This is a genomic window from Luteibacter sp. RCC_6_2 (assembly GCF_041360655.1).
In the GTDB taxonomy this organism is placed as follows: domain Bacteria; phylum Pseudomonadota; class Gammaproteobacteria; order Xanthomonadales; family Rhodanobacteraceae; genus Luteibacter.
On sequence record NZ_JBFUPQ010000006.1, the window covers coordinates 240,501 to 258,674 of the forward strand.

The following is an 18,174-nucleotide window of genomic DNA, read 5'->3' on the forward strand; positions in this document are numbered from 1 at the left end:
AGCCGTTCCGTGTGAATCCCCGCACCCGGGTGCGGCAAACGCGTGAAGAACCTTTATTTCGCGTGCCGCGAAGCCAGCTTCGCGGCCACGGCATCGAAACCGATGCCGCGCGCACGCAAGACCACCATCAGATGGAAGACGAGATCGGCGGCTTCGCCGATCAGCGCATCGTCGTCCTCGGCGATCGCGGCGAGCGCCGTCTCGACACCCTCCTCCCCGACTTTCTGCGCCATGCGGCGGATGCCGCCTTCGAACAACGTCGTCGTGTAGCTGCCTTGTGGCCGTTCCGCGTGTCGCGACGCGACCAGCGCATCCAGTTCCGCAAGGAATCCCAGGGGCGGCGCGACGTCGTCGCCAAAGCAGCTCGTCGTGCCGGTATGGCACGTGGGCCCGGCGGGCAAGGCGCGCACGAGGATCGTGTCGGCGTCGCAATCGAGTCGTGCATCGACCAGGCCCAGCGTATCGCCCGAGGTTTCACCCTTGGTCCACAAGCGCTGCTTGCTTCGACTGAAGAAGGTGACCTGGCCGAGCTCCCGGGTCTTCGCCAGCGCGGCCTCGTCCATATAGCCCAGCATCAGTACCTCGCCCGTACGCGCATGCTGCACGATCGCCGGCAGCAGGCCGCCAACCTTGGCGAAATCGGGAACCGTCTCGCTCATAACCTCACCTCGATGCCTTGCGCACGCAAGTCGCGCTTAAGCGCGGGAATGCCGATATCGCCCGAGTGGAACACGCTCGCCGCGAGCGCCGCATCGACGTCCGCGTCACGGAACACCTCGGTAAAGTGCGCCGGCGTGCCCGCGCCGCCGGAGGCGACCAGCGGCACATGGCTGATCGCCCGCGCCGCCTTCAACTGCTCGATGTCGTAGCCGCGACGGACGCCGTCGGTGCCCATGCAGTTGAGCACGATCTCGCCCGCGCCCAACCGTTGCACTTCCTCGATCCAGTCCAGGGTGCGCTTGCGCAAGGCCCGCGTGCGCGAAGGATCACCCGTGTACTGCCGCACGCGCCATTCGCCATCGTCGTCACGCAAGCTGTCGACGCCGACGACGACACACTGCACGCCGAACGCGTCGGCGATCTCGCCGACCAGGGCCGGCCGCTCGAGCGCAGGTGAATTGATGGATATCTTGTCCGCACCCGCGTGCAATACCTCGCGCGCATCCTCGACGCTGCGGATGCCACCGGCCACGCAGAACGGGATATCGATTTCCCGCGCCACGCGCTCGACCCAATCGCGGTCGACCCGGCGGCCTTCCGGACTGGCGGTGATGTCGTAGAACACCAGTTCGTCGGCCCCTTCGTCGCGGTAACGCAGGGCCAGCTCGACGATCTCGCCGACCACCGCGTGGTCGCGGAAACGCACGCCTTTCACCACCTGGCCGTCGCGCACGTCGAGACAGGGAACGATGCGACGATTCAGCATGATGCATTCGCCTTCTCTGCGACGACGAACGCGTCGGGTAGCGCGAAAGCGCCTTCCAGCAAGGCACGGCCGAGGATGACGCCTGCGACACCTTGCAGCGCGAGGCCGGCGACGTCGTCGAGCGAGCGCACACCGCCCGAGGCCTGCACGTCAAGTGACGGCGCCAGTGTGGAGAGGTGGCGATAGAGCGCGACGTTCGGGCCGGTCATCGTGCCGTCGCGGTCGATGTCGGTGCAAAGGACATGGCGTGCGCCGGCGGCTTCGTACCAGGGCACGAGCTCATCCAGCGTACGCGTCTCGTCGGCTGTCCAGCCGGCGCTCGGCAAGGTCCATGTACCGTCGCGGAAGCGCGTGTCCAGCGCCAGCACGATGCGATCGGCGCCGTAGCGACCTATCCACGCCGCCACCGTCTCGGGCGCGCGTATCGCCATGCTGCCGACCACCACGCGCTGCGCTCCCGCCGCCAGCAGCCGGCGCACGCCGTCTTCATCGCGAATGCCGCCGCCGGCCTGCACGCGCAACCGCCCCGCCGAGGCGATGCCGGCGATGGTCGCGAGGTTTTCGAAACGGCCGGTACGGGCACCGTCGAGGTCGACCACGTGCAACCACGTGGCGCCTTCGTCGGCGTAACGCGCGGCCAGCGCTTCGGGCTCGAAGGCGAAGGTGGTCTGCTGCGCATAGTCGCCCTGGAAAAGGCGGACGACCTTACCGTCACGCAGGTCGATGGCGGGAATGGGAAGCGTCATAGGGCAAGGAAGTTCCGCAGGAGCTGCGCGCCCACGCCCGCCGAACGTTCGGGGTGGAACTGCATGCCCATGAAGTTGCCGGCGGCGACGACGGCCGCGAAGGGCATGCCGTGCTCGCTCGCCACGAGGGTGTAATCGCCGGTGGGCACGGCGTAGCTGTGCACGAAGTAGGCCGTGTCACCTTCGCGCAGGCCCGCGACGAGCGGATGACCGGTGGTGACGTGCAGGCTGTTCCAGCCCATGTGCGGCACCCGCAAGCCTGGCGTATCGACGAAACGCCGTACCGTGGCGGGAACCACGCCGAGGCACTCGGTATCCGCTTCCTCGGAGCGCTCACAGAGCAGCTGCATGCCGAGGCAGACGCCGAGCACCGGCTGGGTGAGCCCTCGCATCACGTCCACCAGGCCGGCCTCGCGCAGCATGCGCATGCCGGGTCCCGCCGCACCCACGCCCGGCAGGATCACATGGCTCGCCGCGCGAATCGCCGACGCACTGGAGGTCAGTTCGGCATCGGTGCCGAGCCGCTGCAAGGCGTAACGCACCGAACCGATATTGGTGCCACCGGCGTCGACGAGGACCACCCGCATCACAGGCTCCCCTTCGTGCTGGGCAGTTCCTCGCCTTCGCGGCGGATCGCCTGGCGCAACGTGCGCGCGACCACCTTGAAGCAGCCTTCGACCATGTGGTGCGCGTTTTCCCCGTGCACGGTGAGGTGCAGGTTCGCGCCGAGCGTCTCGCAAAGCGAGCGGAAGAAATGCGGCACGAGTTCGGTCGGCACGTCGCCGACACGCTCACGCGGGAACTCGCCTTCGAAGACGAAGTACGGGCGGCCGGAAAGATCCAGCTCGGCACGCGCGGCACTCTCGTCCATCGGCAACGCGAAGCCGTAGCGGCCGATGCCGCGCTTGTCGCCGAGCGCCTGGCGCAGGGCCTGGCCAAGCGCCAGCGCCGAATCCTCGATGGTGTGGTGTTCGTCGATATGGGTATCGCCGTCGCACCGCAACTCCAACGCGAAGCCGCCATGCTTGCCGATCTGTTCGAGCATGTGGTCGAAGAACCCCAATCCGGTGTGGACGACGGGGTCGGTGACACGGTCGAGGTCGACGGCGACCCGGATCGAGGTTTCCTTCGTCTTGCGCAGCACTTCGGCGGTGCGCGGCGCATCGAGCAAGGCGTGCGCCACCTCGGCCCAACTCGCCCCCCGCGCGCCGACGAGGAAGCCACGCACGCCCATGTTCGCCGCGAACACGAGGTCGGTGTCGCGATCGCCCACCATGGCCGATTGCGCGCGGCTCCAGCTGTCGTCGGCAAGCCAGTGCCGGGCCAGGCCGGTGGCGGGCTTGCGTGTGTCGCGGTTTTCGCGGGGAAGGCTTCGGTCGATCAGCTGTTCGCGGAACGTAATGCCTTGCGAGGCCAGGAGTCGCAGCAGTAGCTGGTGCGGACCATCGAAGGCTTCCTGTGGAAACGCTGGCGTGCCCAGGCCATCCTGGTTGGTCACCATCACCAGTTCGTATCCCGCACCGACGAAGCGTTGCAACGCGGCGATGACGCCCGGCATCAGCGCGAGCTTTTCGAAGCTGTCGATCTGCTCGTCGGCCGGCTCCTCGATGAGGCAGCCGTCGCGGTCGACGAAGAGGATTTTCCGGCTCATGCGGTGGTCCCCGCACGAAGGATCGCCAGCACGCGATCGTTCTCGTTACCCGTACCCACGGTGATGCGCAGCGCGTCGCCGAGGCCCGGATACCTCGTGATGTCGCGCACGACGATGCCGGCGGCGAGCAGGCGCCGGTAAGTGCCGGCGGCATCGTCGAAACGCACGGTGAGGAAATTCGCATGCGACGGCAACACCTCGCGAACCCCTGGCATGGCCGACAGCGCCGCGAACATGCGCGCGCGTTCCGCAAGGATTTCCTGCAGGTGGTGACGCTGCACACGCCTGCCTTCGTACGAAAGCGCGCCCAGCGCCGCGTCCACGCAGGGCGACGGCAACGGGTACGGCGGGATGATCCGGCGCAACAAGGCGATCACTTCCGCGCGCGCCACCAGCGCTCCGACACGCGCACCGGCCAGGGACCAGGCCTTGGACAAGGTGCGCAGCACGGCCACGTTGTCGTGGTTGTCGATCAGCGACGTCGCGCTGGCCACGCCGCTGAACTCGGCATAGGCCTCGTCGATCACCAGCACGGCACGCCCGTCGAGTTCGCGGGCCAGGCGTTCCAGCACATCGCGCCGCACGAGATTGCCGGTGGGATTGTTGGGGTTGCAGACGAAGACCAGCTTCGTCGCCGGCGTGACGGCGGCAAGCAGTTTGTCGGCATCGAGTTCACCCGCCGCTTCGAGTGGCGCTTCGATCACGGCGGCGCCCTGGATGCGCGCGCAGACCGCGTACATGCCGAAGGTGGGCGGCGAGACGACGACGGCATCCTCGCGCGCTCGGCAGAAGGCGCGCACGAGCAGGTCGATCGCCTCGTCGCTGCCACGCGTCACGAGCAGGCGGTCCGGTTCGCTGCCATAGAGATCGGCAAGGGCGTCCACCAGCGCCCGTGGCTGCGGGTCCGGATAGCGGTTCAGTCCATCGCCACCGGGGATGTTCGGAGGACGTGAGGACTCGTTCGCGTTGAGCAGGACGGTACCGCCCTGCGCTTCCATGCGTGCGCTCGAATAGGGCGACAGCGCACGGATGTCGGGACGGGCGAGGTCGAGGACGCTCATGCGGCGGCATCCATCGCGGCGAGGCGCAGGGTGACCGCGCGGCGGTGCGCCTCGAGTTGTTCGGCGGCGGCCAGCGTGGCCGCGCAAGGCCCGATGACTCGCAGGCCCGCGGCGGTCACCTCCTGCACGGTGACCTGTTTCTGAAAGCTGGCCACCGAGACGCCGCTGTAACTGCGCGCATAGCCATAGGTCGGCAACACGTGGTTGCTGCCGCTGCAGTAGTCGCCCACGGATTCAGGCGTCCATTCACCGAGGAAGACGGAACCGGCCGATTCGACGGAATCGAGCAAGACGCGCGGCTCGGCGGTCTGGATGATGAGGTGCTCGGGTGCGTAGCGATTGCTGACCGCCATCGCTTCGTCGAGGTCGCTCACCTGCACGAGGCGGCTTTCCTCCAGCGCCTTTGCGGCGATATCCGCCCGTGGCAAGGCGGCACGCTGCCGCTCCACCTCGATCGACACGCGGTCGAGCAGGCTCGCCGACGGGCTGACCAGCAGCACCTGCGAATCAGGACCGTGCTCGGCTTGCGAGAGCAGATCGGCGGCGACGAAGCGCGGGTCGGCGTCGGCATCGGCGATCACCAGCACTTCGGACGGGCCGGCCGGCATGTCGATCGCCGCGCCGGCGGGATCGCCCGCCACCTGCAACTTCGCCTCGGTGACCCATGCGTTGCCGGGTCCGAAGATCTTGTCGCAGCGTGGAACGGTTTCCGTGCCATAGGCCATCGCGGCGATCGCCTGTGCGCCGCCAAGCTTGAATACGCGATGCACGCCGGTCGCCTTCGCGGCGAACAACACGGCGTCGTCGCAACGGCCATCGGCCTGCACCGGCGTGCAAAGCACCACCTCGCGGCATCCCGCGATGGCCGCCGGCACGCCAAGCATGATCGCGGTGGACGGCAGAGGTGCGCCACCGGCAGGCACGTAGAGGCCTACCCGGCCGATGGGCCGCAATACCCGTTCCACCCGCACGCCCGGAGCGGTGTCGACCGCGATGGGCGTCGGCGCCGCCGCGCGGTGGAAGGCGTCGATACGGCCGGCGGCTTCGATCACCGCGGCTTTCAGTTCGGGCGCGAGACGCGCCTCGGCCGCGGCGAATTCTTCTTCGCTCACCTCGAGCCCTTGCAGGCGGGTGCCGTCGTAGCGCGACGTGAGTTCGAACAAGGCCTCGTCGCCACGCCGGCGCACGTCCGCCACGATGGTTTCCACGCCTTCGCGCAGCTCCACCGAGCGCGACTGCGCGGGCCGCGCCAACGCGGCCTCGCGGCCGCTTTCGTCCAGGGTCGTCCAGTCGATCCGTTTCATGCCAGCATTTTCTCCACCGGCAGCACCAGCATGTCGCGGGCGCCGGCGCGTTTCATGTCTTCGAGCTGGCGCCAGCTCACCGAGCCGGCGCACAGGGCCTGCAGCACGACCTGGTCGGGCGCACCGTCCACCGGCGTGAGCGTCGGCACGGGGCTGCCTGGCAACAGGAGCGTGATGGCCGCCAGCGCGTCGCGCGGCGCCTGCATCAGGATCAGGCGGGAGTCACGCACCTGGATGACGCCGTCGAGCCGGCGCAGGAGCAGCTCGGCGATCTCGCCGCGCTCATCCGGCGGAAGCTCGCGATGACCGGCGAGCACCGCCTCGCTCTCCACCACCACCGCCGCTTCCCTCAACTGGTTGGCGACCAGGGTGGCGCCGCTGGAGACGAGATCGCAGATCGCATCGGCGGTGCCCAGGCGCGGGGCGATCTCCACGGAGCCGGCGAGCATCACGACCTTCGCGTCCACGCCGTTCGTCCGCAGCCATTCGCCCAGCAGCCCCGGATACGAGGTGGCGATGCGCTGGCCGTCGAGTTGCGCCGGGCCGTCGTAGGCGTCTTCCTGGGGTACGGCGATGGACAGGCGACAGTGACCGAATCCCAGCGGCCGCAGTTCGTCCAGACCCGCCCCGATCTCCTTGTTGGACAGCTGGAACTCACGCAGGACGTTGCGGCCGACGATGCCGAGGTCGCAGACGCCTTCGGCGATCAGCCCGGGGATGTCGTCATCACGGACCAGCAGGAGGTCGACAGGCTCGCCCTCGCCGAAACAGAACAACTTGTCGCGGCTCTGGCGGAACTTGAGGCCGCAACGCGCCAGCAGCTCCTGGGCCGGCTCCGTGAGCCGCCCGGACTTCTGCATGGCGATCCGCAGGCGGTCGCGCGGCTTCATGCGGCACCTCCCGCGTTCCGCCGGGCCGCCGCGGCCATGTAGCCCCCGCTACCCTGGTTGAGGTAACGGGCCACCCGGCCGATCGTGGTGATGCTCACCGCCGTCCGCTCGTGGATCTCCCGGTAGGAACGCCCCTCCAGCAAGTGGGGCACCACCCGCCAACGGTCGACCATCACCTCGATTTCCGCCGGGGTGCACAGGTCATGCAGGAAGGCCCGCATCTCATCGACGGTGGACAGGCCCAGCAAGGCCTCGCACAGGCTGGTCTCGGCCGAGTCGGCCGGGGTTTCGGGATCGAGCGATCGACGCTTCATAGTGTACTAACGCGTTAATACGATAACGCATCCTACCTCCGCAACCTGGGCGTGGCAAGCGCCGACACGTGATTGCGCTTTTCTTCCATATATTTCGCGGCTTCGGCCCGCCAACATGACGAGATTCCATCGCCATGAGGCCTGACATGACGAGTAACGTGATCATCGCCGACGACCATCCGGTGGTCGTGGCGGGGGTCGAGACGATTCTCAAGGCGCACCGATACGAAGTCGTCGCACGCGCCCACGATACGGACACGCTGTTCGACGCCCTCGCCGAACACCCCTGCGACGTCGTCGTCACCGACTATTCCATGCCCGAGGGTAGCCAGCCCGACGGCATGCCCATGATCCGGCGTATTCGCGCCGCGCGTCCGGATACGGGCATCGTGGTGCTCACGATGATGTCCAACCCGGCCATCCTGCGCAGCCTGCTCGACATGGGCGTCGCGGCCATTTTCGACAAGCGCACGAACCTGCGCGACATTCCCGTGGCGGTGCACGCCGCCGATGTCGGACGCTCCTACCTCAGTCCCGCCATACGCCGGCTGTTCCACGAGGCGGATTGCGCGAACGGGCACGACGATGCCACCCGGCTTTCGCCGCGCGAGGTCGAGGTGCTGCGCGCTTTCGCGCAAGGGCACGGCCTGGGTGACATCGCGATACTGATGGGCCGCAGCTTCAAGACCATCAGCCGGCAGAAGCGCTCGGCCATGAACAAGCTGGGCCTCGCCAACGATGCCCAGCTCTACCAATACCTGGCGGGTGTGCGCGCCGGCATGCTGGACGACTGGTCGCCCGCCGTGGAGGCCGCGGCCACCTTGCGTTTCTTCGGCTCGTGAGTATCAGCCACCGTCGACGAGGCGGCCAGAAGCCACCAGTTCGCACACCGCGCGCACGTCGCCATCCATCGCGCGATCGCGCTGCATGAAGGCGATGTGCTCGCGCAGTGTCGCCAATGCGGCGCGCACCGCCACTCCACCGTGGAAGTCGTCCGCGGCGGCGAGTGCATCCATCAATGCGCGCACTTCGCGTTCGAAACCTGCGTAATGCGGTGAATCCGGGCGAGGTGCACCGGAGATCTTCGCGGCCAACGCCTGCCAGTCGCCACGGTGCGCCAGGGAGCGCGCGGCGTTGAGCATGTCCTGGCGGTATTCGAGCGCCTGGGCCGCCGTATAGAGCTCCATCGCCAACACATGGCCAAGGTCTTCGGTCATTTCCAGCACATGGCGTGCCTCGTTGGCACCCATCGACACGTGGTCCTCGGCATTCGCGCTGGTCGGCACCGAATACACCGATGCCGGATGCGAACGCGTGGCGAGGTCGTTGACCAGGGCGGCCGCCGTGTACTGGACGATCATGAAACCCGAGTCGGTCGCGTCCTCGTTACCGATGAGGAAAGCGGGAAGCCCATCGTTGTTGGCCGGATCGACAAGTTTTGCCGTACGTCGCTCGGAAATCGATGCCAGCACCGGAATGGACGCTTTCACGTAGCTCATCGCCAACGCCAGCGGCATGCCGTGGAAATGACCGGCGGAGATCACCTGGTCTTCGATGACTTCGGCGTTCTCGGCATCCGGGAACACCAACGGGTTGTCGGTGACGGCATTGAGCTCGACGTCGAAAACCCGGCAGGCCTGTTCCCATGCGTCACGCACCGCGCCGTGCACCTGGGGTGCGCAGCGCAGGCAATAGGCGTCCTGCGGCTGGTGCTTCTTGCCGCCCTTGAAGGGGAGGAACCGCGAATAGAAGGCTTCCTTGCCGTGACGCTGCGTGGCCGGGACCCAATCCCAACCGATATCGAACCGATGACCCTGGTCGGCCGGGTCGGACCAGGCGTCCGAAAGCCACGGGCGAAAGCGCGGCACGAGGTGGTAAGGGATATCGGCAAGCGTCGAACCCTGGAGCAAGCCGCGGATATTTCGCGCCGCGTCGACCTGACCCGGATGCGGGCGCAATGCGTGCACCTGTTCGGCGTAGGCGCCCGTGCGGCCGGCAAAGGCGTCCAGCGTCATCGCGGCGGCGAGATCCGCGGTACGGATCAACATGTCCATCGTGTCGAGCGCGAGCACGCCGGTCGCAAGCATCTGCGTCGTGCCGTTGTTCAGGGCCAGGCCTTCCTTGAAGGAAAGCCGCACCGGCTCGAGGCCTGCCGCGGCCAGGGCCTTGGTACCGGGCATGCGCTCACCCTTGTAGAAGGCTTCGCCGCCACCGAGCAGCACGATCGCCAGATGGGAGAGCGGCGCGAGATCGCCGCTGGCGCCCACCGAACCCTTCTCCGGAATGACCGGGATGACGTCGCGATTGAGCAACTCGGCCAACGCACGCAGGGTTTCCACGCGGATACCGGAGTGGCCGCGCATCAAGGTGTTCACGCGGATCGCCAGCATCGCGCGGACGACTTCCGTGGAGAACGGCTTACCGACGCACACCGCATGCGTGATGATGAGGTTGTGCTGCAGCTCTTCCAGCAAGCTGCCTTCGCGCGGCTCCGGATTGCCACCCGGCAGTTCGTCGCGCACGCGATGCGCGCCGAGCAACTTGTCGGCATTGCTGCCGAAACCCGTGGTTACGCCGTAGATCGGCTCGCCGCCACCTACCTTCTCGGCCAGGAAATCGGCGGCGCGTTTCACCTTGACCAGTTGTGCCTCGTCGAGGCGGATCGTGGCGCCGCGGCGAGCGATGTCGGCGACCTGGGCACGCGTGAGGCTACGCCCGTCGAGAAGGATACTGCTGGTCATGGTAAAGGCCGTGATAGGTCGGGAGGATGGATGGATCAGACGCCGATTTCGGCCTGGGCCAGTTCGACGCGCAGGGTCTTCACCAGGTCCGCGCGCGGCACCTCGAACTGGTCTTCGCGGCGAAGGTCCTTCACGGTGACGACGCCCTTGGCGATCTCGTCTTCGCCAAGCACCACCACGAAGCGGATGCCTGCACGGTCGGCGTACTTGAACTGCTTGCCCAGCTTTCCGCCCTCGAGCACCACCTCGGTGGCGATGCCGGCGGTGCGCAGTTCATTGGCCACGGCCAGGTAGGTGGGCAACTGGGCCGGGTCCATCTGCGTGACGAGCACGTCGACCGTGCTCCGCGCGGTCGAGATCAGGCCGGCATCGCGAAGCTGCCAGTAAAGACGGGTCAGCCCGATGGAAATGCCCACGCCCGGCAGGTGCGACTTGGTGTACTGGCCGGCGAGGTTTTCATAGCGGCCGCCCGAGCAGATCGAGCCGATGCCGGGATGATCGTCGAGCGTGGTCTCGTACACGGTGCCCGTGTAGTAATCGAGACCGCGGGCAATCGAGAGGTTCAACGCGAAATGTGTTTCCGGCACACCGAAATCGCGGATCAGCGAAAGCACTTCCTTCAGCTCGGCCCTGCCCTGCTCGAAGGTCTCCGAGCCACTGCCGAGCGCATCGAGCTTCGCGAAGGCGTCCTCCACCGAGTGGGAGCGCACCTGCACGAAGGCGAGGATCTTCGCCGCCACCTCGGCGGAAAGACCGAACGCTTCGCCCGTAAGGGTGTCTCGCACATAGTCGGCGCCGCGCTTGTCGAGCTTGTCGACCTCGCGCAGCACGAGCATCTGCTGTTCGGTGTCGGCGATGCCGAGGTTCTCGAAATAGCCGCGCATCAACCTGCGGTTGTTGAGCTGGATCGTGAACGCGCCGATGTTCAGTTCGCGGAACACGCTGTAGATCACCGCCGGGATTTCGGCGTCGTAGCGAACGGACAGCGAATCCTTGCCCACCACGTCGATGTCGCACTGGTAGAACTCACGGAAGCGGCCGCGCTGCGCACGTTCGCCACGGTAGACGCGCTGCATCTGGTAGCGGCGGAACGGGAAGCTCAGGTCGTGCTCGTGCTCGGCCACATAGCGCGCCAAGGGCACGGTGAGGTCGAATCGCAGGGCCAGTTCGGGCACGCCACCCTTTTCCGCCGCCGCGCCCAGGGCGCCGGTCGACTGGACGAAATACACCTGGCGCTCGGTTTCCCCGCCCGTCTTGGTCAGCAGCACGTCGCTATGCTCGATGACCGGCGTCTCGATCGGCAGGAAGCCGAATCGCTCGTAGTTGCGGCGGATCGTATCCAGCATGCGCTGGAAGGCGATCTGGTCGAGCGGCAGGAGCTCGAGGACACCGGGCATGGTGCGGGCCGGGGTGAGTGCCATGCAATTCCTCTTCGGACAGGCTGTACGGGCGCCGCCATGCGGCAGCCGCATAGATTAGCAGATGGCTACCGCTACCCCCGGCGGTGAAATGTAAAAAAGATGCGACGACCTGTTGCCAAGGGAACGCCCCGTGGCTAATATACGCGGCTCCCGTCGGGGTGTAGCTCAGCCTGGTAGAGCGCTACGTTCGGGACGTAGAAGTCGCAGGTTCGAATCCTGTCTCCCCGACCAATGTTTTGATGAAAACACCGGCCATTGGCCGGTGTTTTTGTTTGTGCGCCCGGCAAAGATGCCCGCGCATTGACTCGTGGTGGGAGCCGCTTGAGGTGCGAGCCGACCCTGTCGGCGATGGGTGCTTGCCGCAACCTGGCCCGCTGCCGCGGGATCGCCGACAGGGTCGGCTCCCACCGAGCTGGCGGCTTCTCGTCTGGCGGTTTCTCGTCTGACGGTTTCCCAGCTGCCGGCTTCCCTAAAGCCGCGGTTTTCACCAAGCAATCGATTTCCACAAAACTGCCGTTTCCACAACGCAAAACGCCCCACTAGGGGGCGTCTTGCGTAACTGGCGGAGAGTGAGGGATTCGAACCCTCGATAAGGCTTTTGACCCTATACTCCCTTAGCAGGGGAGCCCCTTCGGCCTCTCGGGCAACTCTCCGTGATCGTCGTCGAGGAACGAGCCTTAACGAGCCAGCAAGGATACTTTGCCTTGCTGCGGCCGTAAAGACTTTACTGGTCGTCCCCGGAATGGCCGGCCGGATCGTTCTCGTTCTTGATGCGCTGGTAAATTTCCTCGCGATGAACCGCGACATTCTTCGGCGCATTGATGCCGATGCGCACCTGGTTACCCTTCACACCCAGAACGGTGACGGTCACCTCGTCGCCGATCATCAGGGTTTCACCGACCCGGCGGGTCAGAATCAGCATGATTGATACTCCATAAAATCAGGTATTGGCTTCCCCACCAACGACAACCTCACCCCGAGTGCTTGCCGTCAATGGATCGACGTTCCGACCATCGAAGGCCGATTGCCTTCCCCGGCTCTTGTTGTGTGTGTGTCGCTGACCAGCTGTCCTGCCACTCTCGATCCGAAGGATCGATGCCGAAGGATGCGTTCGACATTCGGATGATACTAGCCGAGCCAAACCGGGGGACGCAACGCACACGGCCGGCAATGCATGCGCCGAAACGCCTTTATGGCGTGTCGACGCATACCCCGGCCATCTCCCGTTCAGCGCAGGCGAGCTTCCACCCACGCCGGAATGCCCGCGAGCACGGCCGGCAAGGCCGGGGCATCGAGGCCACCGCCTTGGGCCATGTCCGGCCGCCCGCCACCCTTGCCCTCGATATGGGAGGCCACCTCGGCGACAAGATCGCCCGCCTTGACCCGACCCAGCGCCGAGCCACCGACACCGGCCACCAGCGACACGCGGCCATCTGCCGCGCCCGCCAGAACGACGGCGCAGTCACCCAGCTTCTGCTTCAAGGCGTCCAGGCTGTCGCGCAGCGACTTGGCGTCCAGGCCTTCCAGGCGAGCGGCGACCACCTTGATCCCGGCCACGTCCACAGCCGAGGCGGCGAGGTCGGCCGATGCCGAACTGGCCGCCTTGGCCTTGTAGGATTCGATTTCGCGTTCCAGCTTCTTTTGCCGGTCGAACAGTTGGCGCAACTTCTCGACGACTTCGTCGCCATGGGCGCCGACCAGGCCGGAGACCTCGCCCAGCACGCGCTCTTCATCGGCCACGCGGGCCAGGGCGCCTGCGCCCGTCACTGCCTCGATACGGCGCACACCCGCGGCTACACCCGATTCGGAGACGATCTTGAACAGGCCGATGTCGCCGGTGCGCGATACGTGCGTGCCGCCGCAGAGTTCGGTGGAGAAGTCGCCCATCTTCAGCACGCGCACTTCCGAGCCGTACTTCTCACCGAACAAGGCGATGGCGCCGAAGTCGATCGCTTCGTCGTAGCCCATGTGGTGAACCTCCGCCTGGGCGTTGCGACGGATCTCGTCGTTGACCATGCGTTCGATCTGGGCCAATTCCTCGGCGGTGACCGGCTTGAAGTGCGAGAAGTCGAAGCGCAACCGCTCCGGTGCGACCAGCGAACCCTTCTGGGCCACATGGTCGCCCAGCACGGTACGCAACGCGGCGTGCAGCAGGTGCGTGGCGGAATGATTGAGCACGGTGGCCTGGCGCTGCGCCGCGTCCACCGAGGCGGCGACGACGGCGCCCTTCTCCAGCGGCGCGGAGCCTTGCCATGTACCGAAATGCGCGAAGAAGGCACCAGCGACCTTCTGCGTATCCGCCACGGCGAAGGCACCGGAGGGATTGCGCAGCATGCCGGTATCACCAACCTGTCCGCCGGATTCAGCGTAGAAGGGCGTGCGGTCGAGCAGCACGAAGGCCTCCTCGCCATCGGCGAGACGATCGACGGCCTTGCCATCGCGAACGATGGCCAGAACCCTCGCGTCGGCGAGATCCAGGACGTCGTACCCCGTGAAGATCGTCGGCGCGAGCGCGCTGGCGACCTCGGCGGGAAGCTGGGCCTTGCTGCCGAAGTTGCTGGCGGCGCGGGCGCGGGCACGTTGCTCGCCCATGGCCCGCTCGAAACCATCCATGTCGACGGTCATGCCGCGCTCGCGTGCGATATCGGCGGTGAGGTCGACGGGAAACCCGTAGGTGTCGTAAAGCCGGAAGGCGTCGACACCCGGGATGATCTGGCCCGACTTCGCCGCGATATCGTCGAACAGGCGCATGCCATGCTCGAGGGTCTCACCGAACCGCTCTTCCTCGGTCTTGAGGGCCTGCTCCACGAAGGATTGCTTCGCGGCGATCTCGGGATACGCCTCGCCCATCTCGGCGACCAGCGGCGCCACCATCTTCCAGAAGAAATCGCCGCGCACGCCGAGCATCCAGCCATGCCGAAGCGCACGACGGATGATGCGACGGAGCACGTACCCGCGTCCTTCATTGGACGGCAGGACACCATCGACGATCAGGAAGGAACAGGCACGGATATGGTCGGCGATGACACGCAACGACTTGTTCGCGAGGTCGGCCGTGCCGGTCAGGCGTGAGGCTTCCGCGATCAGGTGCGCGAACAGGTCGATCTCGTAATTCGAATGCACGTGCTGCAACACGGCCGCCAGGCGCTCCAGGCCCATGCCGGTGTCGACGCACGGTGCCGGCAACGGCGAGAGCGTGCCGTCCGGGGCCCGGTCGAACTGCATGAACACGAGGTTCCAGATCTCGATATAGCGATCGCCATCCTCGTCGGGCGAACCCGGGGGACCGCCGGCGACATCGGGACCGTGGTCGTAGAAGATCTCGGTGCAGGGCCCGCACGGACCGGTGTCGGCCATCTGCCAGAAGTTGTCCGACGCAAAGGGCGCGCCCTTGTTGTCGCCGATGCGGACGATGCGGTCCGCCGGCACGCCGACTTCCTTGTTCCAGATGTCGTAGGCCTCGTCGTCGGTGTGATAGACGGTGACCCACAGCCGTTCGGACGGAAGCTTGTAAACCGAGGTGAGCAATTCCCACGCGTAGCGGATGGCATCGCGCTTGAAGTAGTCGCCGAACGACCAGTTGCCGAGCATCTCGAAGAAGGTGTGATGCCGGGCGGTATAGCCCACGGCATCGAGATCGTTGTGCTTGCCGCCGGCACGCAGGCAGCGCTGGACGTCGGCCGCCCGGACGTAGCCCGGCTTTTCACTGCCGAGGAACACGTTCTTGAACGGGACCATGCCCGAGTTGGTGAACAGCAACGTAGGGTCGTTCGACGGCACCAACGATGCCGACGGCACGATGGTGTGGTCCTTGGAGCGGAAGAAGTCGAGGAAGGTCGAACGGATTTGGGCGGTTTTCATGAGCGATCGTGGCGTGGGAGCTGCGAGACATGTCGCGGCGACGCTCCGTCCAGAATCAAGGCTCACTGCCTTCAGTCGTCGTCGGCGTCTTCCGCATCGGCATGGGTAAGAACACGTACTGTGGCGGCGGCGAAGCCGCGACGCAAGAGGAATTGCGCCCTCCGCGCCCGCTCGGCAGGGTCGGCGGATGGCTTGCCGTAGCGTCGGCGCAGCTGATTCGCGGCCAGATCGTGCCAATCGACGTCCGCCGCCTCGATCAATTCGCGGATACGGGCATCGGCGATTCCCTGGCTACGCAGTTCGGCACGAATGCGGGCCGGCCCATAGCCCTGCCCCACCCGGTTGCGCACCAAGGAACCGGCGAAGCGGTCGTCGTCCTGGTAGCCCTGGTCGCCCAGTCTCTCGAGCGCTGCCACGGACTCATCACGCTCGAAACCGCCTCGTTCCAGCTTTTGCTTGAGTTCGCGGCGGGAATGCTCGCGCCGGGCCAACAGCCCCAGCGCCTTGTCGTACGCGGTACGGGTCGGGCGGTCGGCCTTGCCGCCGCCCTTCCCCGTTTCCCTATCAGACTTCCTCAAGCTCGTCGGCCTCGGTCGAGGCTTCGGCCTTCGGGCCCGCCTTGACCAGCAGGCGGGCACGCAACTCGGCGTCCACTTCATTGGCGATAGCCGGGTTGTCGCGCAGGAACTGACGCACGTTTTCCTTGCCCTGGCCGATGCGGTCACCCTTGTAGCTGTACCAGGCGCCCGACTTGTCGATCAGGTTCTCGCGAACGCCCAGCTCGATGATCTCGCCTTCGCGCGAGGTGCCTTCGCCATAGAGGATCTCGAACTCCGCCTGGCGGAACGGCGGCGCCACCTTGTTCTTCACGACCTTGACACGGGTCTCCGAACCGATGACTTCCTCGCCCTTCTTCACCGCGCCGATACGGCGGATGTCCAGGCGGACCGAGGCGTAGAACTTCAACGCGTTACCACCGGTGGTGGTTTCGGGGCTACCGAACATCACGCCGATCTTCATGCGGATCTGGTTGATGAAGATGACCAGGCAATTGGTCTTCTTGATGTTGGCGGTGAGCTTGCGCAGGGCCTGGCTCATCAGGCGGGCATGCAGGCCCACATGGGAATCGCCCATCTCGCCTTCGATTTCGGCTTTCGGCGTCAGCGCGGCGACCGAGTCGACCACCACCATGTCGACGGCGCCGGAACGTACCAGCATGTCGGCGATCTCAAGCGCCTGTTCGCCGGTATCCGGCTGGCTGACCAGCAGGTCGGCGACATTCACGCCCAGCTTTTCAGCGTAGCTGGGGTCGAGCGCATGCTCGGCGTCGACGAACGCCGCCGTGCCGCCCGCACGCTGGCAGGAGGCGATCGCCTGCAGGGTCAGCGTGGTCTTGCCCGAGGATTCCGGGCCGTAGATCTCGACGACGCGGCCACGCGGAAGGCCACCGATGCCCAGGGCGATGTCCAGGCCGAGCGAGCCGGTCGACACCGTGTCGATCTGGTCGTCGACGCGGTCGCCAAGACGCATCACGGCACCCTTGCCGAACTGCTTTTCAATCTGGCCGAGGGCACTCGCCAGCGCCTTGCGCTTATTGTCGTCCATCGTGGTTTCCAGTCTCTTTGTGTAGGTGAGTATCTTGCCCGACCGTGGTCTCAGGGACTGCGATCCGCAATCGCCAAGTTTGCCATAGGCGGCCTGGTTCAGCCCTTTAGTTCGTCGGTCATTCCAACAAGCGCGGCGGCCACCGTCTGTCGCCGGACCGCCTCGCGATCCCCGTCGAAATGGTAGAGCCGGGCGTGGGCATAGCCCCCACGCCGCTTCCAGCCGATCCACACCGTGCCGACGGGCTTCTCCGGCGTGCCGCCGGAGGGGCCCGCGATTCCGGTGACCGCCACGGCCACGCCCGCACCGTATCGAGCCAGCGCCCCGGACACCATTTCGAGCACGGTCTCCTCGCTCACGGCACCAGTCCGCTCCAGGGTGCGGGGATTGACGCCAAGGAGGGCTTCCTTGGCGCTATAGCTGTAACTGACGACGCCGGCTTCGAACCAGGCCGAGCTCCCGGCCAAATCCGTCAGTGTCTTGGCGATCCAGCCACCGGTACACGATTCGGCGGTGGCGACCGTCACCCGCCGCTCGAGCGCGGCGGCAGCGACATCCTGTGCGAGCGTGATGAGCTCGGCGTCGGAGGGAATGACTGCGGAATCCATGGGGGTCCTGTCGGTAAAGGGAGGGGTTCTACTACCGGCGCTTCGGGATGTCGATGCGGGGATCGCCGTGGTGCCACTTTTGAGGAAAATTCTATGCGACGGCGCATTGTGCCGTGGGAAGTGCGGCGTTACGATGGCACTCCTTTGTTGGCAACCAATCGCTCGTATCGATTGCCATTTAGTCAATCCAGCTTGCCTTGCTCGATCTCCTCCCTCACTCCCGCGTCGTCTAACGAACCCTGCATTCTCTTGAGCACAACGCGATCTGGTGAGGCGAAGCGCGGGCACGCCCGCGTCGCTCTCGAGAGTGATGCCCACGATACGACGAGAACGCCACCCACTGATGCGGAACTCTCCATTCAGTCAGCATTTCGTATGCGTTCCAAGCAGTCGCGTGAGCCCAAGTAGATGGGCTCCGGCAACCTATTGAGCGAGAGGCGATGTCGCACGGTTGAAACGACGAACTGACAACTTAATGGTCATCAGTAGGAGTCTGTGAAGGTTTCAAACGCAACCTTCACGAGACATAGACAAATCCGGCAGTTC

The 18,174-nt window shown here is 65.9% G+C and carries 17 protein-coding genes and 2 tRNA genes; 2 read left to right on the forward strand and 17 right to left on the reverse strand.

All coding sequences use genetic code 11. The features are described from left to right. Positions 1-53: 53 nt before the first annotated feature. From hisIE to AB6730_RS08830, 9 genes are read right to left on the reverse strand one after another with little or no spacing between them, the layout of a single operon-like run. Positions 54-659 carry a bifunctional phosphoribosyl-AMP cyclohydrolase/phosphoribosyl-ATP diphosphatase HisIE gene (gene hisIE / locus AB6730_RS08790; protein WP_371023264.1) on the reverse strand — a complete coding sequence of 202 codons (606 nt, stop codon included), beginning with the start codon at positions 657-659 and terminating at the stop codon, positions 54-56. Then, complete coding sequence (gene hisF / locus AB6730_RS08795) at positions 656-1,426, reverse strand: imidazole glycerol phosphate synthase subunit HisF (protein ID WP_371023265.1); 771 nt, start codon at positions 1,424-1,426, stop codon at positions 656-658. The genes hisIE and hisF overlap by 4 nt, the downstream gene beginning before the upstream one ends. Beyond that, positions 1,420-2,172, reverse strand: coding sequence for a 1-(5-phosphoribosyl)-5-[(5-phosphoribosylamino)methylideneamino]imidazole-4-carboxamide isomerase (hisA, locus tag AB6730_RS08800; protein ID WP_371023266.1), 753 nt, complete (start codon positions 2,170-2,172; stop codon positions 1,420-1,422). Before hisA ends, hisF begins: the two co-directional genes overlap by 7 nt. Further along, positions 2,169-2,759 (reverse strand): imidazole glycerol phosphate synthase subunit HisH, encoded by a 591-nt coding sequence (gene hisH / locus AB6730_RS08805; RefSeq protein ID WP_371023267.1) that lies wholly within the window; start codon positions 2,757-2,759, stop codon positions 2,169-2,171. The genes hisA and hisH overlap by 4 nt, the downstream gene beginning before the upstream one ends. Next, the gene (gene hisB / locus AB6730_RS08810; protein WP_371023268.1) at positions 2,759-3,823 is read right to left on the reverse strand and encodes a bifunctional histidinol-phosphatase/imidazoleglycerol-phosphate dehydratase HisB; all 1,065 of its coding nucleotides are present in this window, start codon (positions 3,821-3,823) and stop codon (positions 2,759-2,761) included. Before hisB ends, hisH begins: the two co-directional genes overlap by 1 nt. Then, positions 3,820-4,884 (reverse strand): histidinol-phosphate transaminase, encoded by a 1,065-nt coding sequence (gene hisC / locus AB6730_RS08815; RefSeq protein WP_371023269.1) that lies wholly within the window; start codon positions 4,882-4,884, stop codon positions 3,820-3,822. Before hisC ends, hisB begins: the two co-directional genes overlap by 4 nt. After that, a complete protein-coding gene (gene hisD, locus AB6730_RS08820) occupies positions 4,881-6,188 on the reverse strand; it encodes a histidinol dehydrogenase (RefSeq protein WP_371023270.1) in 1,308 nt (435 codons plus the stop codon). Before hisD ends, hisC begins: the two co-directional genes overlap by 4 nt. Next, the gene (hisG, locus tag AB6730_RS08825; protein WP_371023271.1) at positions 6,185-7,078 is read right to left on the reverse strand and encodes an ATP phosphoribosyltransferase; all 894 of its coding nucleotides are present in this window, start codon (positions 7,076-7,078) and stop codon (positions 6,185-6,187) included. The genes hisD and hisG overlap by 4 nt, the downstream gene beginning before the upstream one ends. Then, complete coding sequence (locus tag AB6730_RS08830; RefSeq protein ID WP_306850450.1) at positions 7,075-7,392, reverse strand: YerC/YecD family TrpR-related protein; 318 nt, start codon at positions 7,390-7,392, stop codon at positions 7,075-7,077. Before AB6730_RS08830 ends, hisG begins: the two co-directional genes overlap by 4 nt. Positions 7,393-7,538: 146 nt before the next feature. On the opposite strand from AB6730_RS08830, the gene AB6730_RS08835 reads away from it, so the two are divergent. Next, complete coding sequence (locus tag AB6730_RS08835; RefSeq protein ID WP_371023272.1) at positions 7,539-8,234, forward strand: response regulator; 696 nt, start codon at positions 7,539-7,541, stop codon at positions 8,232-8,234. 3 nt (positions 8,235-8,237) lie between these two features. Here AB6730_RS08835 and hutH read toward each other — a convergent pair whose 3' ends face one another. Together hutH and hisS are read right to left on the reverse strand one after the other, a co-directional pair. Continuing rightward, entirely contained in the window at positions 8,238-10,133 is a 1,896-nt protein-coding gene (gene hutH / locus AB6730_RS08840) for a histidine ammonia-lyase (RefSeq protein WP_371023273.1), read from the reverse strand. A 35-nt stretch (positions 10,134-10,168) separates the two neighbouring features. Next, entirely contained in the window at positions 10,169-11,554 is a 1,386-nt protein-coding gene (gene hisS / locus AB6730_RS08845; protein ID WP_371023274.1) for a histidine--tRNA ligase, read from the reverse strand. A gap of 154 nt (positions 11,555-11,708) precedes the next feature. Between hisS and AB6730_RS08850 the strand changes: the two genes are divergently transcribed. Next, positions 11,709-11,785: transfer RNA gene (locus AB6730_RS08850), tRNA-Pro, on the forward strand. 329 nt (positions 11,786-12,114) lie between these two features. Here the strand turns inward: AB6730_RS08850 and AB6730_RS08855 are convergent. The 6 genes from AB6730_RS08855 to AB6730_RS08880 all read right to left on the reverse strand — a co-directional run bounded on the left by AB6730_RS08855 (position 12,115) and on the right by AB6730_RS08880 (position 17,628). Further along, positions 12,115-12,207: transfer RNA gene (locus AB6730_RS08855), tRNA-Ser, on the reverse strand. 71 nt (positions 12,208-12,278) lie between these two features. After that, the gene (gene csrA / locus AB6730_RS08860; protein WP_072323041.1) at positions 12,279-12,476 is read right to left on the reverse strand and encodes a carbon storage regulator CsrA; all 198 of its coding nucleotides are present in this window, start codon (positions 12,474-12,476) and stop codon (positions 12,279-12,281) included. Positions 12,477-12,781: 305 nt separating this feature from the next. Next, a complete protein-coding gene (gene alaS, locus AB6730_RS08865; RefSeq protein ID WP_371023275.1) occupies positions 12,782-15,415 on the reverse strand; it encodes an alanine--tRNA ligase in 2,634 nt (877 codons plus the stop codon). A 71-nt stretch (positions 15,416-15,486) separates the two neighbouring features. Continuing rightward, positions 15,487-15,993, reverse strand: coding sequence for a regulatory protein RecX (locus AB6730_RS08870; protein ID WP_371023276.1), 507 nt, complete (start codon positions 15,991-15,993; stop codon positions 15,487-15,489). Then, on the reverse strand, positions 15,980-17,020 hold the full coding sequence (gene recA / locus AB6730_RS08875) for a recombinase RecA (RefSeq protein ID WP_371023277.1): 1,041 nt from the start codon (positions 17,018-17,020) through the stop codon (positions 15,980-15,982). Before recA ends, AB6730_RS08870 begins: the two co-directional genes overlap by 14 nt. 98 nt (positions 17,021-17,118) lie before the next feature. Then, positions 17,119-17,628 carry a CinA family protein gene (locus tag AB6730_RS08880; protein WP_371023278.1) on the reverse strand — a complete coding sequence of 170 codons (510 nt, stop codon included), beginning with the start codon at positions 17,626-17,628 and terminating at the stop codon, positions 17,119-17,121. Positions 17,629-18,174 lie beyond the last annotated feature (546 nt).

Excerpts from the sequence above, each read along its gene's own strand:
- hisA (WP_371023266.1), bottom strand. The coding sequence starts at position 2,172 with ATGACGCTTCCCATTCCCGCCATCGACCTGCGTGACGGTAAGGTCGTC.
- hisB (WP_371023268.1), bottom strand. The coding sequence starts at position 3,823 with ATGAGCCGGAAAATCCTCTTCGTCGACCGCGACGGCTGCCTCATCGAG.
- hisF (WP_371023265.1), bottom strand. The coding sequence starts at position 1,426 with ATGCTGAATCGTCGCATCGTTCCCTGTCTCGACGTGCGCGACGGCCAG.
- hisIE (WP_371023264.1), bottom strand. The coding sequence starts at position 659 with ATGAGCGAGACGGTTCCCGATTTCGCCAAGGTTGGCGGCCTGCTGCCG.
- hisH (WP_371023267.1), bottom strand. The coding sequence starts at position 2,759 with ATGCGGGTGGTCCTCGTCGACGCCGGTGGCACCAATATCGGTTCGGTG.
- AB6730_RS08835 (WP_371023272.1), top strand. The coding sequence starts at position 7,539 with ATGACGAGTAACGTGATCATCGCCGACGACCATCCGGTGGTCGTGGCG.
- hutH (WP_371023273.1), bottom strand. The coding sequence starts at position 10,133 with ATGACCAGCAGTATCCTTCTCGACGGGCGTAGCCTCACGCGTGCCCAG.
- hisG (WP_371023271.1), bottom strand. The coding sequence starts at position 7,078 with ATGAAGCCGCGCGACCGCCTGCGGATCGCCATGCAGAAGTCCGGGCGG.
- recA (WP_371023277.1), bottom strand. The coding sequence starts at position 17,020 with ATGGACGACAATAAGCGCAAGGCGCTGGCGAGTGCCCTCGGCCAGATT.
- AB6730_RS08880 (WP_371023278.1), bottom strand. The coding sequence starts at position 17,628 with ATGGATTCCGCAGTCATTCCCTCCGACGCCGAGCTCATCACGCTCGCA.
- hisC (WP_371023269.1), bottom strand. The coding sequence starts at position 4,884 with ATGAGCGTCCTCGACCTCGCCCGTCCCGACATCCGTGCGCTGTCGCCC.
- AB6730_RS08830 (WP_306850450.1), bottom strand. The coding sequence starts at position 7,392 with ATGAAGCGTCGATCGCTCGATCCCGAAACCCCGGCCGACTCGGCCGAG.
- hisS (WP_371023274.1), bottom strand. The coding sequence starts at position 11,554 with ATGGCACTCACCCCGGCCCGCACCATGCCCGGTGTCCTCGAGCTCCTG.
- hisD (WP_371023270.1), bottom strand. The coding sequence starts at position 6,188 with ATGAAACGGATCGACTGGACGACCCTGGACGAAAGCGGCCGCGAGGCC.
- csrA (WP_072323041.1), bottom strand. The coding sequence starts at position 12,476 with ATGCTGATTCTGACCCGCCGGGTCGGTGAAACCCTGATGATCGGCGAC.
- alaS (WP_371023275.1), bottom strand. The coding sequence starts at position 15,415 with ATGAAAACCGCCCAAATCCGTTCGACCTTCCTCGACTTCTTCCGCTCC.